The sequence below is a fragment of the Pseudomonas lurida genome (assembly GCF_013522705.1).
Lineage (GTDB): Bacteria > Pseudomonadota > Gammaproteobacteria > Pseudomonadales > Pseudomonadaceae > Aquipseudomonas > Aquipseudomonas quebecensis.
On sequence record NZ_JAAMRE010000019.1, the window covers coordinates 81,900 to 98,927 of the forward strand.

Annotated in this window: 14 protein-coding genes; 9 read left to right on the forward strand and 5 right to left on the reverse strand. The window is 61.5% G+C overall.

Features of this window, described 5'->3' with window-relative positions:
- Positions 1-82 precede the first annotated feature (82 nt).
- The 4 genes from rsmA to G7025_RS16635 are packed head-to-tail and all read right to left on the reverse strand — an operon-like array spanning position 83 to position 6,006.
- On the reverse strand, positions 83-895 hold the full coding sequence (gene rsmA / locus G7025_RS16620; RefSeq protein WP_181080235.1) for a 16S rRNA (adenine(1518)-N(6)/adenine(1519)-N(6))-dimethyltransferase RsmA: 813 nt from the start codon (positions 893-895) through the stop codon (positions 83-85).
- A complete protein-coding gene (pdxA, locus tag G7025_RS16625) occupies positions 892-1,881 on the reverse strand; it encodes a 4-hydroxythreonine-4-phosphate dehydrogenase PdxA (protein WP_181080236.1) in 990 nt (329 codons plus the stop codon). Before pdxA ends, rsmA begins: the two co-directional genes overlap by 4 nt.
- A complete protein-coding gene (locus tag G7025_RS16630) occupies positions 1,878-3,218 on the reverse strand; it encodes a peptidylprolyl isomerase (RefSeq protein WP_181080237.1) in 1,341 nt (446 codons plus the stop codon). The genes pdxA and G7025_RS16630 overlap by 4 nt, the downstream gene beginning before the upstream one ends.
- Entirely contained in the window at positions 3,193-6,006 is a 2,814-nt protein-coding gene (locus tag G7025_RS16635; RefSeq protein WP_181080238.1) for an LPS-assembly protein LptD, read from the reverse strand. The genes G7025_RS16630 and G7025_RS16635 overlap by 26 nt, the downstream gene beginning before the upstream one ends.
- 130 nt (positions 6,007-6,136) lie before the next feature.
- Here G7025_RS16635 and G7025_RS16640 point away from each other — a divergent pair, with 130 nt between their 5' ends.
- Genes G7025_RS16640 through G7025_RS16650 form a run of 3 tightly spaced genes read left to right on the forward strand, consistent with a single transcriptional unit; the run spans position 6,137 to position 8,602 of the window.
- Positions 6,137-7,162 carry an aminoglycoside phosphotransferase family protein gene (locus G7025_RS16640; RefSeq protein ID WP_181080239.1) on the forward strand — a complete coding sequence of 342 codons (1,026 nt, stop codon included), beginning with the start codon at positions 6,137-6,139 and terminating at the stop codon, positions 7,160-7,162.
- Complete coding sequence (gene murU, locus G7025_RS16645) at positions 7,159-7,833, forward strand: N-acetylmuramate alpha-1-phosphate uridylyltransferase MurU (RefSeq protein WP_181080240.1); 675 nt, start codon at positions 7,159-7,161, stop codon at positions 7,831-7,833. The genes G7025_RS16640 and murU overlap by 4 nt, the downstream gene beginning before the upstream one ends.
- Before the next feature lies 1 nt (position 7,834).
- Positions 7,835-8,602, forward strand: coding sequence for a TerB family tellurite resistance protein (locus G7025_RS16650; RefSeq protein ID WP_181080241.1), 768 nt, complete (start codon positions 7,835-7,837; stop codon positions 8,600-8,602).
- Between the two features lie 28 nt (positions 8,603-8,630).
- Here G7025_RS16650 and G7025_RS16655 read toward each other — a convergent pair whose 3' ends face one another.
- A complete protein-coding gene (locus G7025_RS16655; protein WP_181080242.1) occupies positions 8,631-9,605 on the reverse strand; it encodes an alpha/beta hydrolase family protein in 975 nt (324 codons plus the stop codon).
- Between the two features lie 77 nt (positions 9,606-9,682).
- On the opposite strand from G7025_RS16655, the gene G7025_RS16660 reads away from it, so the two are divergent.
- The 6 genes from G7025_RS16660 (at position 9,683) to G7025_RS16685 (ending at position 16,928) form a co-directional block, all read left to right on the forward strand.
- Positions 9,683-11,677, forward strand: coding sequence for a PAS domain-containing sensor histidine kinase (locus G7025_RS16660; RefSeq protein ID WP_181080243.1), 1,995 nt, complete (start codon positions 9,683-9,685; stop codon positions 11,675-11,677).
- Positions 11,678-11,695: 18 nt separating this feature from the next.
- On the forward strand, positions 11,696-12,325 hold the full coding sequence (locus G7025_RS16665) for a response regulator (RefSeq protein WP_034101058.1): 630 nt from the start codon (positions 11,696-11,698) through the stop codon (positions 12,323-12,325).
- Between the two features lie 225 nt (positions 12,326-12,550).
- Positions 12,551-13,663 (forward strand): ABC transporter ATP-binding protein, encoded by a 1,113-nt coding sequence (locus G7025_RS16670; RefSeq protein ID WP_040267156.1) that lies wholly within the window; start codon positions 12,551-12,553, stop codon positions 13,661-13,663.
- 44 nt (positions 13,664-13,707) lie between these two features.
- Positions 13,708-14,748 carry an ABC transporter substrate-binding protein gene (locus tag G7025_RS16675; RefSeq protein WP_181080244.1) on the forward strand — a complete coding sequence of 347 codons (1,041 nt, stop codon included), beginning with the start codon at positions 13,708-13,710 and terminating at the stop codon, positions 14,746-14,748.
- Positions 14,749-14,843: 95 nt separating this feature from the next.
- Positions 14,844-16,091 carry an ABC transporter permease gene (locus G7025_RS16680; protein WP_181080245.1) on the forward strand — a complete coding sequence of 416 codons (1,248 nt, stop codon included), beginning with the start codon at positions 14,844-14,846 and terminating at the stop codon, positions 16,089-16,091.
- Positions 16,092-16,103: 12 nt separating this feature from the next.
- Complete coding sequence (locus tag G7025_RS16685; RefSeq protein ID WP_024077705.1) at positions 16,104-16,928, forward strand: ABC transporter permease; 825 nt, start codon at positions 16,104-16,106, stop codon at positions 16,926-16,928.
- Positions 16,929-17,028: the final 100 nt, after the last annotated feature.

The window sequence follows — 17,028 nt, forward strand, 5'->3', positions numbered from 1 at the left end:
GGAAGACAGCAGATGCGGATCAGTCTAGGCCAAGAAGTGTGTACTAGGCCAGACATGCTGTCCGGCCTGGTGCACGGCAGGCTCAGTCCGCGGCTGGCGCAGGCTGGACGGCCAACTGGTCAGCCAGGCGCACGAACGCGGCCAGATCCAGTTGTTCGGGTCGCAGGCTGCCGTCGACGCCGGCGGCTTCGATCTCGGCGTTGCTCAACAGCGCCTTGAGCGTATTGCGCAGGGTTTTGCGCCGCTGGTTGAACGCCTCGCGTACGACGCGCTCAAGCAGTTTGTGATCCTTGGCCGGGTGTGGCAGCACTGCGTGGGGAACCAGGCGTACGATGGCCGAATCGACCTTCGGCGGCGGATTGAAGGCCCCCGGGCCGACGTTGAACAGATGTTCGACGCGGCAGTGGTATTGAACCATGATCGACAGGCGGCCCCAATCACCGCCGCCAGGGCCGGCAGCCAGGCGTTCCACCACTTCTTTTTGCAGCATGAAGTGCATGTCGCGGATGATCCCGGCGTTATTCAGCAGGTGGAAAATCAGCGGCGTGGAAATGTTGTACGGCAGGTTACCCACCACGCGCAGGCTGTTGGGCGCGGCGTTAAGGGTATTGAAGTCGAACTTCAGTGCATCGCCTTGATGCAGGTTGAAGTTGGGCTTACCGGCGAACTGCTGATTGAGGATCGGGATCAGGTCTTTGTCCAGTTCCACCACGTCCAGCTGCCCACCGCTGGCCAGCAGGCCTTGGGTCAATGCTCCCTGGCCCGGGCCGATTTCCAGCAGGCGATCTTCCGGCTTGGCATGAATAGAGCGCAGGATTCGGTCGATCACGCCAGCGTCGTGCAGGAAGTTTTGCCCGAAGCGCTTACGCGCCCGGTGTTGGTAATGCTCGGTCATATACGGGTCTCGGCCATCCGGTAGGCGGTTTCCAGGGCCACGTGCAGGCTGCCGGTATCGATCTTGCCGCTGCCCGCCAGGTCCAGGGCGGTGCCATGGTCGACGGAGGTACGAATGATCGGCAGGCCCAGGGTCACGTTGACGGCGGCGCCGAAGCCTTTGTATTTCAGCACCGGCAGCCCCTGGTCATGGTACATCGCCAGCACTGCATCGCAGTGCTCCAGATATTTGGGGGTAAACAGAGTGTCTGCGGGCAGCGGGCCGCGCAGGTCCATGCCTTCTTGGCGCAGACGCTCCAGGGTGGGTTCGATGATGTCGATTTCTTCATGGCCCAAGTGGCCACCTTCTCCGGCATGAGGGTTGAGCCCGCAGACCAGGATACGCGGTTGGGCAATGCCGAATTTGTGGCGCAGGTCGGCGTGCAGGATGCGAGTCACGCGCTCTATACGCTCGGCGGTGATGGCGTCGGCCACCTCGCGCAAGGGCAGGTGTGTGGTCACCAGCGCCACACGCAGGCCGCCCGTGGCCAGCATCATTACCACCTGCGCGGTATGAGTCAGCTCGGCGAGAAACTCGGTGTGTCCGGAAAACGCGATGCCGGACTCGTTGATCACGCCCTTGTGCACCGGCGCGGTGATCATGCCGGCGAAGTCGCCGTCGAGGCAGCCTTGCCCGGCGCGAGTCAGGGTCTGTAACACAAATGCCGCGTTAGCCTTGTCCAGGCGACCCGCTACGACCTTGGCCTGCAGCGGGGTGTCCCACACGTACAGGCTGCCGGCGGGCGCGGGCGCGTCAGGCCAATTGCCCGGTGACGCATCCAACAGGGTGACAGCCACACCCAGCTGCGCGGCCCGCTCAACGAGCAGGCCACGGCTGGTAATGGCAATCAGGGGGTGTGGCTGAGGTTGCGAGGCGAGCAGCAGGCACAGGTCTGGACCGATGCCGGCGGGCTCGCCGGGAGTCACCGCGAAACGCTTTGGTTTCACTGGGCTGCCTGGTCGGTGCCTGTTGGTCCGGCGCCTGGCAGCTTGATTTCCACATAGGCTTCGTCACGGATCTGACGCAACCAGGTTTGCAGCTCTTCGTCGTATTTGCGGTTACGCAGCACGTTCAGAGCCTGTTGCTCGCGAGCCTGGCTGGTGTTGTCGGTGGCACGACGGCCAAGGACTTCCAGGACATGCCAGCCGTATTGCGTCTTGAACGGCTTGGACAACACGCCCTGCGGAGTATCGGCCATCACCTGCTGGAACTCTGGTACCAAGGCTTTCGGATCGATCCAGTTCAGGTCGCCGCCGTTGAGGGCAGAACCCGGATCTTCCGAGAAGCTCTTGGCCAGGGTGGCGAAGTCTTCACCGTTCTGAATACGGTCGTAGATCTTCTCGGCCAGCTCCTTGGTTTGCGCTTCGCTACGGATTTCGCTTGGCTTGACCAGGATGTGGCGAACATGCACTTCGTCTTTCAACGACGTCTGGCCGCCACGGCGCTCGAGCAACTTGAGGATGATGAAACCGCCTGGCGTGCGAGCTGGCTGAGTAATGCCGCCCACTTCCATGGCGCTCAGTTCACGATCGAACGGAGGTGGCAATTGAGCGGCTTTACGCCAGCCCATATCACCGCCTTCAAGGGCATTGTCACTGCCGGACTGGGCGATCGCCATTTGCGCGAAATCGGCACCGGCCTTGAGGCGATCATAAATCGCCTTGGTTTTGGCAGCTGCCGCATTGAGTTGTTCGGAGTTGGCGCTGTCCGGGGTCGGAATCAGGATATTGGCCAGGTGCAGCTCTTCGGAAAGCTGCATCTTGCCCAGGTCCGATGCCAGGAAGTTCTTCACTTCCTGCTCCGAAACCTGGACGCGCTCAGCGACGCGGCGCTGACGTACACGGCTGATGATCATTTCACGGCGGATCTGGTCACGGGCGTCCTCGTAGGACAAACCATCGTGAGCCAGCGCCGCGCGGAACTGGTCAATGCTCATGTTGTTGCGCTGGGCAATGGTGCCCACTGCCTGGTTCAACTCTTCGTCCGAGATACGGATGCCGGAGCGTTCGCCGATCTGCAATTGCAGGTTCTCGACGATCAGGCGTTCCAGCACCTGCTGGTCCAGCACGCTGGTAGGTGGCACACCGCCGCCACGCTTGGCGATGGTCTGCTGAACTTCCTTGACCCGTTGGTCGAGTTGGCTCTGCATGATCACGTCGTTATCGACAATGGCCACCACTTTGTCCAACTGTTGGACCGCCGCGTGTGCCGAGACGGTCCCCAGGAACAGCGCGCCCAGTACGAGCGGGCGCAGACAATCAGAAAGCTTGATCTTCACGTTCACGATAACCTTGAATGCCTTTGTCGAGGAAGCTCTCTACCTTGGCGCCGGTCAGGCCGCCGAGTCCTTTGAGGACGATCTGGAAGAAGAGCCCGTGGTCACCCTTTTCGTTAAGCGGGGCGAGCTGGGTATATTCGTCGTTGGATACCCAGTAACGGTTGATGACGCGCAATTTCCAGCAGCAGTTGTCGTATTCGAAACCACCAAAAGCTTCCAGGGTGCGGTTGCGGGCATAGTCATACTGCCAGCGGGTGATCAGGTTCCACTGCGGAATGATCGGCCACATCATCGAGAAGTCGTGTTGTTGGATCTTGTAGTAATCCTTCACGAAGTTCGGTTGACCTTGGGTGCCGTAGTCCCCGCCGAACTGCCACTTGCCGGTCAACTGGTTGTAAACCACCTGGTCGTTGCGATAGCGATAACCGAGGTTGACCACCTTGTTGGGGTTGTCTTCCGGTTGGTAGTGGAACATCGCACTGCCGGAGCGAGGACTGTGTTCTTCGGTGTCCCAGTTGTAGTCGGCAGTGGCGCGCCAGTCGCGGTTGAAGCGGAACTCGTAGTCCAGTGCAACAGGGGATATGTCTGTCTGGGAATCAGCACGGTCAGCGGCCAAGATACCTGGTAATTGAACCTCGCGGTCTTTGAAATAAAGTGCCTGGCCTACGCTTATGCGCTGCCGTTCGAAACCGTTTTCTTCAATCCAGCGGCTGGTTACACCCAAGGACAACTTGTTTTCATCACCGATACGGTCGTTACCGACAAACCGGTTATCTCGGAACAGCGACGCGTAGCTGAACGAGGTTTCCGCAGTATCGAAAATAGGTATGTCGTTCTGGTCTTTATTGGGCACATACAGATAGAACAAGCGAGGTTCGAGGGTTTGGGAGTAATTCTTACCAAACCATTGCGTCGACCGGTCGAAATAAAGACCGCTGTCAATGCTTGCGATGGGGATCGCTCGATCCTGAGAACTCGAGAACTTGCTGCCAGTGTAGCGAGTGTTGGCTGCCATAGCGGCATCCTGCGCTGCGATCAGGTCGTTTTGGCCTCGGCTGTCTAGATCCAGATCATATTTGGTGTAGACGTACTTGAGCTTGGGGGTAATAAAACCATACGTCCAGTTGAGTGGTAGCTCAACTGTGGGCGCTACGTTCAAACGGTTGCCATTGACGCGGTTCAACCCGGAAACATACTCATCCAATCGCTTATCTGGAACGCCATTCTCCCCCGTGAACGTACCTGTTTTTAGGTCACGGTCAAACCTTACGGCTTCAGTCTCATAGGAAAAATTTAAACCACCGGGATGGTACGGCAGTGCGCCACTGAATGTGATCTGCGGCAGTCTGTCATAAGGGGTGATCTGGGAGATAGTCGCCAATTGATACGCTTGGAGGCTCAAGCGCGCTGTATATGTGTCGCCACGGTAGGTCAATGCACCTTGCTGGTTCAAGTAGTCCTGAGACTCCACCCCAATCTGGTTGCTTTTCAGATCCTGGAAGTAATAAGGATCGCTGATCCGGGTGTAATCCACCTGAGTCGACAACCGCGAATCCAACCCACCCTTATGCTGCCAATTGAGCATATAGCGAGTTTTCTCGTAATCGGTCTGCTTGCTGCGCTCGTCGTTGTCGTCGTTCAGGTACGCGCCGCCGAACTGACCTTCGCTGGACTTGGTGAGGTAGCGGAATTCGCCTTCCATCAACAGGCCGCGCTTGGTCATGTATTGCGGGTACAACGTGGCGTCGTAGTTCGGCGCCAGGTTGAAGTAGTACGGCGTGGTCAGGGCAAAGCCGGTTTCGCCACCGGTGGCGAAGCTCGGCGGCAGGAAACCGGACTGACGACGATTGTCGATCGGGAAATAGATGTAAGGGGTGTACAGGATCGGGATGTTCTTGACCCGCAACGTCGCGTTGGTCGCCGTGCCGAAACCGGTGGCGGGGTTCAACGTAATGTTGTTGCCCTTGAGCTGCCAGGCGTTGCTGTCCGGCTCGCAGGTGGTGTACGTACCGTCCTTGAGACGGATGATCGCGTTTTCGGCACGCTTGGCGTACAGCGCGTTGCCGCGGATTCGCGACTTGTGCATCACATATTCGGCGTTGTCGATCTGCGCGGCGCCGGTGTCCAGTTGAACCTGGGCGTGGTCGCCGACGATCAGCGCACCGTTGTCACGCAGGCGCACGTTGCCGTTCAGCTCGCCACGGTTCTCGGCCTGGTACAGGCTGGCTTCCTGGGATTCGAGCTGCATGCTGCCCTGGCGCATGACGACATCACCGGCCAGGGTCGCGACTTGCGATTCCTGCTCGTAACGAGAGGCCTTGGCACCGATGAAGGTCGGCGCGTCGCTCTTGTTCGTCTTGTCGTTCATGCCCGGACGCGTCGGTTCGATGTACGCACCGCCGCAATATGGACCGGTTTCGGCCAATTGGGCTGCGGTCAGCTTGTCGCGCGGCACCCAATCCAGGTGGCTGTAGTCGGCGCTGCGCGAACGCAGGCCGCGGCCCTTGGCTTCGGTGACCAGTGCGGTCTTGGGCTCGGCCTCGGTGCTGCCACCCGCCTCGGCCTGTGCCGTGCTGTTGGCCGAGCTGACGGCAGCGCCGTCATGCACCGGACGCGGTGGTAGCGGGGCTGCGGCGGTTTTCGGCGCGCAATCCCAGGCACCCGAAGCAGAGACTGAGCAGTCATACTGTTCCGCGGCGACCACGAATGAGGTGGCGAAGGGTTGCATGGCCAGCAGACTGCCGGTTACCAGCAACGGAAATTTTCTACGAAACGCGGGGGATTTCAATGCCATCTTATTAGTCCGGGCTTCCTGCGTGCCATCTGCCCGCGGTGTGGGCCGCACGCCTCTCGATGGTCTGAAAAAGATGCGTGATAATAAAGCATGACCCGCTTGACGGCTAGCGCCGTCGGAGACCCTTGTAATGCCCGAGCAAGATCTACGTTTACAACAGCTGAAAGTCTGGCTGGATGAGCAGTTGCCGATCCTTTTCAACGCTCAGGACTGGGGCGTCGTACCCCCGGCCACATTGACCGCGGCCAGCAGCGACGCGAGTTTCAGGCGGTACTTTCGATGGGAGGGCGGTGGCCGGACTTTCGTGGTAATGGACGCGCCGCCCCCCCAGGAAAACTGCAAACCTTTCGTCGATATCGCCCATTTACTTGCGACGTCGGGCATAAATGTTCCAAAAATTTATGCGCAGGATCTGCCGCGAGGCTTTCTTTTGCTCAATGACCTGGGCACAAAAACCTACCTGGACGTGATCGACGAGCACAACGCCGATCAATTATTCGCCGACGCCATCGATGCCTTGCTGGCCTTCCAGCAGTTGCCAATGGATGCACCGCTGCCCAGTTACGACGTCGCCCTGCTGCGTCGCGAGTTGGAACTGTTTCCCGAGTGGTACGTGCGCCGCCACCTGGGTATCGACATGGATACCCAGCAACAAGCGCTCTGGCAGCGCGTCAGCGACCAGTTGATCGACAGCGCCCTGGCGCAGCCGAAGGTGCTGGTGCACCGCGACTACATGCCGCGCAACCTGATGATCAGCGAGCCGAACCCCGGCGTGCTGGATTTCCAGGATGCGGTCTACGGCCCGGTCACCTACGACATCACCTGCCTGTTCAAGGACGCCTTTCTCAGCTGGCCCCAGGCCCGTGTGCGGGCATGGCAGCGTGTTTATTGGGAGCGCGCCGTGCAACTGGGTATTCCGGTGCAGACGGATTTCAATGAGTTCCTGCGTGCCAGCGACCTGATGGGCGTGCAGCGCCACCTCAAGGTGATCGGTATTTTTGCGCGTATTTGCCATCGCGACGGCAAGCCTCGTTATCTGGCGGACGTGCCGCGCTTCTTCGCCTTTATAGAGGCGGTCTTGGCTGAGCGTTCGGAGCTGAGCGAACTCTCCGAATTGTTGACCAGCCTGCGCCAGCCCGCGGAGGCGGTGGTATGAAGGCCATGATCCTGGCCGCCGGCAAAGGCGAGCGGATGCGTCCGCTCACCTTGCACACGCCCAAGCCGCTGGTGCAGGCCGGCGGCAAACGCTTGATCGAGTATCACCTGGAGGCACTGGCCAGGGCCGGTTTCACCGACATCGTGATCAACCATGCCTGGCTTGGCCAGCAGATCGAAAGCTACCTGGGCGACGGCGCGCAATTTGGTCTGCGCATCCGTTACTCCCCGGAAGGCGAGCCGCTGGAGACCGGCGGCGGGATTTTCCAGGCACTGCCTTTGTTAGGAGACGAACCCTTCCTGGTGGTCAATGGCGATATCTGGACCGATTACGACTTCAGCCGGCTCAAGCAACCGCTCCAGGGCCTGGCGCACCTGGTCATGGTCGATAACCCGGCGCATCACCCGTCGGGTGGTGACTTCTACCTGGATCACGGTCTGCTTCATGATGCGGCGCCCGGTGCCGATAACCTGACCTTCAGTGGCATTTCCGTGCTCCACCCTCAGTTGTTCGCGGGTTGCAGCGCGGGTGCCTTCAAGCTGGCGCCGCTGTTGCGGGCGGCCATGGCGAAAGGTCAGGTAACGGGGGAGCACATGGCAGGACGCTGGATTGATGTCGGCACGCTGGAGCGCCTGGCGCAAGTCGAAACCCTGCTCACAGCGGGGCAGTAGCATGTTGTGGCCAGGGACGCTGATCGGCGCCGGGGCTGGCTATGCCATTGCCAGTATTCCGGGGGCTTTGTTAGGGGCGCTGTTGGGGCAGGCGTTGGATCGTCGCCTGCAACTGCACAGTTGGGCGCAGTTGCGCGAACGCCTGGGCGGCCGCCCGGCGTTACGCAATGACGAATTGCTGTTTGTGTTGTTGGGGCGGCTGGCCAAGAGCAATGGCCGCGTCGTGGACGGGCATATCCAGCAGGCGCGGCAAGAGATGCGCGCGCTGGACATGAGCGCATCGGCCCAGCGTCGGGCGATTGCGGCGTTCAACCGGGGCAAGTCCGGTTCTGACCGTGTGCGCAGGTACCTGCGCGTGCTCAAGGCTCAACCCCATGCCGCCGAAGGCGTATTGCGAGCGTGTTGGCGGATGGTCTGGGCGGACGGTCGCGCGGACGATGCCGAGCGCGATCTGATCAATCAATGGGGCCGCTGGCTCGGCTGGACACCGCAACAGCTCAAGGCTTTGGCCGCTGACTACACCCCCGAGCGCAAGCCGTTGGCGAACCGAGGCGCGAGTTATCAAGACGCCTTGCGCCTGCTCGGAGTAACGGCTACCACGGAACCGTCGGCGATCAAGCGTGCTTATCGCCGCCTGCTCAGCCGCCACCACCCGGACAAGATCGCCGGCACCGGCGCCAGCCCGGCGCAGGTGCGTGAAGCTACCGAACGCACGCGCGAGTTGCATAACGCCTACGCATTGATTCGCGAACGCCGGGATTTTCGTTAGTCGCCGCCGTTCAAGGGAGTGCTGTTCTTCAATCTGTGTTGGCCTGGGGGCTTAACCAGCCGCGGATCCTGCGGTACAGCTGCTCCTGCTCGGCGGCGCTGTTGCCGGGCAGGGTCTTGAGCGACACCTGCTTATAGCCGTCATTCTTCAAACGCTTGGCCGCTTGCAGGCGGGCCACGGCGTTTTTGCTGGCTTGCGGGATATCCTGATAGAAGACATCGGCGGTCGGCAGTTTCAAGCCTGGGGCCAGTTGCTGCACATCCGGCTGCCGGCCGCGGGGTGTCTTGGCGTCGACCATGACCAGTTTCTGCACCTGGGCCGGCTGCTTCTCGCTCAAGTAGCGCGCGGCCCACCAGGCCCCGGTGCCATGGCCGAGCAGTACCACGCTGCGTGCGCTTTGGGTCTGGGCGAACGCCACGGCGGCGTCGATGCGATCAAAGATACGCGACGCATCGGTTTTATCCTGCTCGTCGGCACCCGGAACCACCGAAGGGTCGGTGCCCTCGGCTTCGGCGCTGGCGGCTTGCTCGATGGGTTTGTCGGCGGTGCTGGCTTCCTTGCTGCTGGTGTCGACCGTGGCGTTGGGCGCTTCCATGACACGCGGCGGCAGCGTGTCTACGCTGACGTCCGGCAACGACAGGCTCAGGCTGCCCCAATTGGCGTCCGGCAATTTGCGGCGCAACGGGCCGATTGCCTGCGGCCAGTCAGCATTTTCACCGGCGCCCGGTACGATAATCACCAGACCTTCGGGTTCGGCGCTGTTGGCCGGTTTCCACAGGGCCAGGAAAGAATCGCTGCCGGCCTGTAATTGCTGTTGCTCCTGTTGCGGGATTTTGCGTTCCAGAGCGCTGGCCTCTGCCTGGCTGCGTTCGGGCAGAGGTTGGCGTTCCACGGGCTTTTCGGCTTCTGGCGCGGGAGCGTCAGCGGCCTGTACGGAAAAGGCACTGGTAAAAAGCAGCGACAGGCACAATGCTGGCAGTGCCGAGCGGTGGTGAAAGGGCATCGTTAATTCCCGGCCAGAAGTGATTCCAGCAGCCTAATGGGTTGGTCAGTATTTGTCAGTGATGTGAGACGTGGATCATGGGTTTTCGCTGTCTGCTGGTTATCGGCTGTTGGTGCGTTGCCTTGATGGCAAACGCCGCTCCCGCGTCTGCCGTCGGGCCGGCGCAGTTGACCGCGCAGCAGCGCGAATGGCTGGCGGCGCACCCGGAACTGCGCGTGGGTGTGGTGCTGCAAGCGCCTTATGCGCAATACGATCGGCGCCTGCAGCGCTTGTCCGGGGCCAACGTTGAGTTGATGCAGTGGCTGGCCAAGGCGCTGAATATCGAGCTGACCTGGCGCAATTTTCCCTCTCAGGAGCAGCTCGAAGAGGCTGTGCGCGAAGGTGAAGTGGACATCGCGCCCGGCCTGCAGCAAACCCCGGCCGGCCTGCGCCTGTGGTTGTTCAGCGACCCCTACATGCGCGTGCCCCAGCGTGTGGTCGGCATTCGGGAGGGCGGCGGTGCGGTGGAGCTGGAAAAACTCGATGATCAATCTCGCGTCGCGGTGCGCATGCCCAGCGCCGTGGCCGATTACCTGCGCAGCACGTACCCCAATCTGAATCTGCAAGGCGTGCCCATGGAGCGTCAGGCCCTGCAGTTGCTGGTCAGCCAGCAGGCGCGCTACGCCGTGGTGGATGAAGCGCAACTGAGCCGTTTATCAGCGGAGGCGGAATTCGCCGGGCTGGCGGTGGTGGGCGATATCGGCCTGCCGCAACTCTTGCGCGTGGCCACCCGCCGCGAATGGCCGCAGCTGGCCGGCATCATGGAAAGCGCGCTGCGCGCCATCCCCGCCCGTGACCTGGACCAACTGCACACCCGTTGGCTGCAGCCCCAATACCCTCGGCTGTCGCAATCTCCCGGGCTGTGGCAAAACCTCAGCCTGTTGCTGGGCCTGCTGCTGCTCGCCAGCCTGGCGGTGGTGGTCTGGCAGCGCCGCCACCAGCGCCAGCTGGAACACGATCTGCTGGCCGCCCGTGAAGAAAGCGCCGCCCGCGCCGCCGGTGCCCAGGCGTTACGGTTGACGCAGTTTTCCATCGATCAAAGCACTGTCGGCATTCTCTGGGTCAACTGGGACAGCCATGTACGCTATGCCAACCGGGCGGCCGAGACCATGCTCGGTTATGGCCCCGGCGCTTTGATCGAGCGACCGCTGGTCGACCTTGACCCCACGCTGGACATGGACCGCTGGCTCAACCTGTGGAAGCGCGCGCGGGCCAGCGAAGAGGGGCCGCAGAATTTCGCCACCGATTGTGTGCGCGCCGATGGCAGCATCCTGCCGGCTAACGTCTCCTTGAGTTTTGTACGCTTTGCCGACGCCGAATACCTGGTGGTCTACCTCAACGACGTCACCGAACTGCGCCGCACCCTGGCCGCCCTGTTGCAAAGCGAGGCGCAACTGCGCGAGCTGTCGGCCCACCTGGAAACCGTGCGCGAAGAAGAAAAGGCCCGCATCGCCCGGGAAGTACACGACGAACTCGGGCAGATGCTCACCGTGCTCAAGCTGGAAACCTCGATGTGCGAGCTGGCCTACGCGCAGTTGGACCCCGGCCTGCATGAGCGCTTGAACAGCATGAAGCGCCTGATCGCTCAGCTGTTCCAACTGGTGCGCGACGTGGCTACCGCGTTGCGCCCGCCGATTCTCGACGCAGGCATTGCCTCGGCCATCGAGTGGCAGGCCCGGCGCTTCGAAGCGCGCACGCACATTCCTTGCCTGGTGCAAGTGCCGGATAACCTGCCGGCGCTGAGCGACGCCAAGGCCGTCGGCCTGTTTCGCATCCTGCAAGAGGCACTGACCAATGTGATGCGCCATGCCCAGGCGCATACTGTGGAACTGAGCCTGGCGATCGAAGGCGCCGACCTGCGCCTGACCATCAGTGACGATGGTGTCGGCTTCGTTCCGGCCCAAGGTCGAGCGACCTCGTTCGGCCTGGTCGGCATGCGCGAGCGGGTGTTGATCATGGGCGGCCAACTGAGCCTGCACAGCGAGCAGGGGGAGGGCACCACCCTGAGCGTGACGGTGCCGTTGGATGCCTGACAATAAGAGGAAGCCCTTGTGATACGTGTACTGGTAGCCGAAGACCACACCATCGTCCGTGAAGGCATCAAGCAATTGATCGGCCTGGCCAAAGACCTGCAGGTGGTGGGGGAGGCGAGCAATGGCGAGCAGTTATTGGAGACGCTGCGCCACGTCGCCTGTGAGGTGGTGCTGCTGGACATCTCAATGCCCGGCGTCAATGGCCTGGAAGCGATTGCGCGGATTCGTGCATTGAACAACCCGCCGGCGATCCTGGTGCTGTCGATGCATGACGAAGCGCAGATGGCCGCGCGGGCCTTGAAGGTCGGCGCCGCCGGCTACGCCACCAAGGACAGTGATCCGGCGTTGCTGCTCACGGCGATTCGCAAGGTGGCGGCCGGCGGGCGTTATATCGACCCTGACCTGGCCGACCGGATGGTCTTCGAAGTCGGCCTCACCGATGCCCGCCCCCTGCATTCATTGCTTTCGGAGCGCGAGTTCTCGGTGTTCGAACGCCTGGCGCAGGGCGCCAATGTCAATGACATCGCCCAGCAACTGGCCCTCAGCAGCAAGACCATCAGCACCCACAAGGCGCGCCTGATGCAGAAGCTTAATATCACCTCCCTGGCCGAGCTGGTGCGGTACGCCATGGAACACAAGCTTCTGTAGCGGCATATCTATTTGCGACACCCCGCAAAACCGCGCCGCACCCATTCTTGCCGCTTGCAGCGGGGTTCTTGCCGCCGCACTGTCCGGTACCCGCCATCGGTGTAGGGCGATCCCTACCCCCAACCTTCCAGCCGGCTGATGTGATTCTCTCCTGGCCCCCGATTTCCGGGGCTTCGCGCCTGGACTACGCTTGTGCCACAGCAGTCCAAAATAAAAGGTGCGGGTATGAGCGAGGTGGATTCAAATGATGTGCTGGTCAGCTTTCGTGGCGTGCAGAAAAGCTACGACGGCGAGAACCTGATCGTCAAAGACCTCAACCTGGAGATTCGCAAGGGCGAGTTCCTCACCTTGCTTGGGCCTTCCGGCTCGGGCAAGACCACCAGCCTGATGATGCTCGCGGGGTTCGAAACGCCGACCGCCGGTGAAATCCAGCTGGCCGGGCGCTCCATCAACAACGTGCCGCCGCATAAGCGCGATATCGGCATGGTGTTCCAGAATTACGCGTTGTTCCCACACATGACCGTTGCCGAGAACCTCGCATTCCCATTGTCGGTGCGCGGTTTGAGCAAGACCGACATCAGCGAGCGCGTCAAGCGCGTGCTCAGCATGGTCCAACTCGACGCCTTCGCCCAGCGCTACCCGGCGCAGCTCTCCGGCGGTCAGCAACAGCGCGTGGCCTTGGCCCGGGCGCTTGTGTTCGAACCGCAACTGGTGCTGATGGACGAACCCCTCGGCGCCCTCGACAAGCAACTGCGCGAACACATGCAGATGGAGATCAAGCACCTGCACCAGCGCCTCGGCGTAACCGTGGTGTACGTGACCCACGACCAGGGCGAAGCCTTGACCATGTCCGACCGCGTGGCGGTGTTCCACCAAGGCGAGATCCAGCAGATCGCCGCGCCGCGCACCCTGTATGAAGAGCCGAAGAACACCTTCGTAGCTAACTTCATTGGCGAAAACAACCGTCTCAACGGCCGCCTGCACAGCCGCAGCGGCGAACGTTGCGTGGTTGAGCTGGCGCGGGGCGAGAAGGTCGAGGCGCTGGCGGTGAACGTCGGCCAGGTCGGCGGCCCGGTGACGCTGTCGGTGCGCCCGGAACGCGTCAGCCTCAATGGCTCCAGCGAAAGCTGCGTCAATCGCTTCTCGGGGCGCGTGGCGGAGTTCATCTACCTGGGCGACCACGTGCGCGTGCGCCTGGAAGTCTGCGGCAAGACCGATTTTTTTGTGAAACAACCGATCGCCGAGCTGGACCCAGCGCTGGCCGTCGGCGACGTGGTACCGATTGGCTGGCAAGTCGAGCACGTTCGCGCACTCGACCCACTTCTAGAGGCGAATTGATCGCCCCCATGGCTTCACCAACCCTGCACGTGGAGAGAACAACAATGTTGAGATCCCTGAAGTATTCGGCCCTGGCAATTGGCTTGATGGGCGCAACGCATGCCATGGCCGGCCCGGACCTGACCGTCGTGTCGTTCGGCGGCGCGAACAAGGCGGCGCAGGTCAAGGCCTTCTACGCACCGTGGGAAAGCGCAGGCAACGGCAAGATCGTCGCCGGTGAATACAACGGTGAAATGGCCAAGGTCAAAGCCATGGTCGACACCAAAAGCGTGTCCTGGGACCTGGTGGAAGTGGAGTCGCCGGAACTGTCCCGTGGCTGTGACGAAGACATGTTCGAGCCCCTGGACCCGAAACTGTTTGGCAACACCGCCGACTACGTGAAGGGCGCGATCCAGCCGTGCGGGGTGGGCTTCTTCGTATGGTCGACGGTGCTCGCCTACAACGCTGACAAACTGACTTCGGCGCCAACCAGCTGGGCGGATTTCTGGGACACCAAGAAATTCCCGGGCAAGCGCGGCCTGCGCAAAGGCGCCAAATACACCCTGGAATTCGCGCTGATGGCCGACGGCGTTGCGCCGAAGGACGTCTACAAAGTGCTGGCCGGCAAAGATGGCCAGGACCGTGCGTTCAAGAAACTCGATGAACTCAAGCCGTCGATTCAATGGTGGGAAGCCGGCGCTCAACCGCCGCAGTACCTGGCCTCCGGTGACGTGGTGATGAGCTCGGCCTACAACGGTCGCATCGCCGCCGTGCAGAAAGAAAGCAACCTGAAAGTGGTGTGGAACGGGGGTATCTACGACTTCGACGCCTGGGCCATTCCAAAAGGCCTGGCCAAGGACCGTGCCGAAGCGGCGAAGAAATTCATCGCTTTCTCGGTCGCGCCGCCGCAGCAGAAGACCTACTCGGAAAACATCGCCTACGGCCCGGCCAATACCCAAGCCGTCCCGCTGCTGGCCAAGGACATCCTCAAGGACATGCCGACCACCCCGGAAAACATCGCCAACCAGGTGCAGATCGACGTGAGCTTCTGGGCGGATAACGGCGAGCAGCTCGAGCAGCGCTTCAATTCCTGGGCTGCCAAGTAACACCGCATAACCCTGTGGGAGGGGGCAAGCCCACTCCCACAGGGGATTTCTTGTGTGTGAGCGATTGCATTCATTTTCAAGTTTCGGAGTCAGCCATGGCCATCGCCGTTCCCTCTAACGAGGTCGACAGCCCCACCCTCAAGCAGCGCCTGGCGCGTGCGGAGCGGCTCAATCGCTGGAAAGCCCAGGCTTTGATTGCGCCGCTGGTGCTGTTTTTGCTGCTGGTGTTCCTGGTGCCGATTGTTGCGCTGCTCTACAAAAGCGTCGGCAACCCGGAAGTGGTGGGCGGTTTGCCGCGTACCGTGGTGGCGGTGAAGGCGTGGGACGGGCGTGGCCTGCCGGGTGAGCCGGTGTACCAGGCCCTCAGCGAGGACTTGGGCGAGGCGCGCAAAAACCAGACCCTGGGCGATCTGTCCAAGCGCTTGAACATGGAACTGGCCGGCTATCGCAGCCTGCTGACTAAAACCGCGCGGGCGCTGCCGTTTACCGACGCGCCCGCCTCTTATAAAGAAGCGCTGGAAAACCTTGATGAGCGCTGGGGCGACCCGGCGTACTGGCAGGCGATCCGGCGCAATACCAGCAGCGTCACGCCTTTTTACCTGCTGGCGGCCGTGGATCACCGTATCGACGACCTCGGCGAAGTGGCGCCGGCCACTCCAGACCAGGCGATCTATCTGGATATCTTCGCTCGTACCTTCTGGATGGGTCTGGTGATCACCGCCATTTGTTTGCTGCTGGCGTATCCGTTGGCCTACTTGCTGGCCAATCTGCCGGCGCGCAAAAGTAACCTGCTGATGATCCTGGTGCTGCTGCCGTTCTGGACCTCGATCCTGGTGCGGGTGGCGGCATGGATCGTGCTGCTGCAATCCGGTGGCCTGATCAACAGCGCGCTGTTGAGCATGGGCTTGATCGATAAGCCTCTGGAGCTGGTGTTCAACCGCACCGGAGTCTATATCTCGATGGTGCATATCCTGCTGCCGTTCATGATTCTGCCGATCTACAGCGTGATGAAGGGCATCTCGCCGACCTACATGCGTGCGGCGATTTCCCTGGGCTGCCATCCGTTCAGCAGTTTCTGGCGCGTGTACTTTCCGCAGACGTACGCCGGCGTCGGCGCCGGTTGCCTGCTGGTGTTCATCCTGGCGATTGGTTACTACATCACCCCGGCGCTGCTGGGCAGCCCGAACGACCAGATGGTCAGCTACTTCGTGGCCTTCTATACCAACACCAGCATCAACTGGGGCATGGCCACGGCGCTGGGCGGCCTGCTGCTGCTGGCGACGGTTTTGCTGTACCTGATCTACAACCGGCTGGTAGGCGCCAGCCGCCTGCGCCTGAGCTGAGGAGACGTTGCGATGCTGAGCCCTTATATGTCACCGGTGGAACGGGTGTGGTTTTACAGCTTGCGGATTCTCTGCGGCCTGATTCTGTTGTTTCTGATACTGCCCGTGCTGGTGATCATCCCGTTGTCGTTCAACAGCGGCAGTTTTCTGGTGTACCCGCTGCAAGGCTTCTCCCTGCACTGGTACCAGGATTTCTTCGCTTCGGCGGAATGGATGCGCGCGCTGAAAAACAGCATCATCGTCGCCCCGGCGGCCACGGTGCTGGCCATGGTATTCGGCACCCTGGCGGCCATCGGGCTGACCCGTGGGCACTTCCCCGGCAAGGCGCTGGTGATGGCCCTGGTAATTTCGCCGATGGTGGTGCCGGTGGTGATCATCGGCGTGGCCAGCTACCTGTTCTTCGCGCCGTTGGGCCTGGGCAACAGTTTCTTCTCGCTGATCGTGGTGCATGCGGTGCTGGGTGTGCCGTTCGTGATCATCACCGTGTCCGCCACTTTGCAGGGGTTCAACCATAACCTGGTGCGTGCGGCGGCCAGCCTGGGGGCTTCGCCGTTGACGGCGTTTCGCCGGGTGACATTACCGTTGATCGCGCCGGGGGTGATCTCCGGAGCGCTGTTTGCCTTTGCCACCTCGTTCGATGAGGTGGTGGTGACGCTGTTTCTCGCCGGGCCCGAGCAAGCGACCTTGCCTCGCCAGATGTTCAGCGGCATTCGCGAAAACCTCAGCCCCACCATCGCGGCAGCGGCGACGTTGCTGATTGCCTTCTCGGTGCTGCTGTTGCTGACCCTTGAGTGGTTGCGCGGGCGTAGCGAGAAACTGCGCACCGCCCAGGTTTAAAGGTCAATACAGATCAAACTGCGGGAGAGGCCTGCCCCTCCCACGTAGGTTCCTTGACCATTCAGCCGCTGAATGGAAGACAACCTGTTTCAGTCAGCTA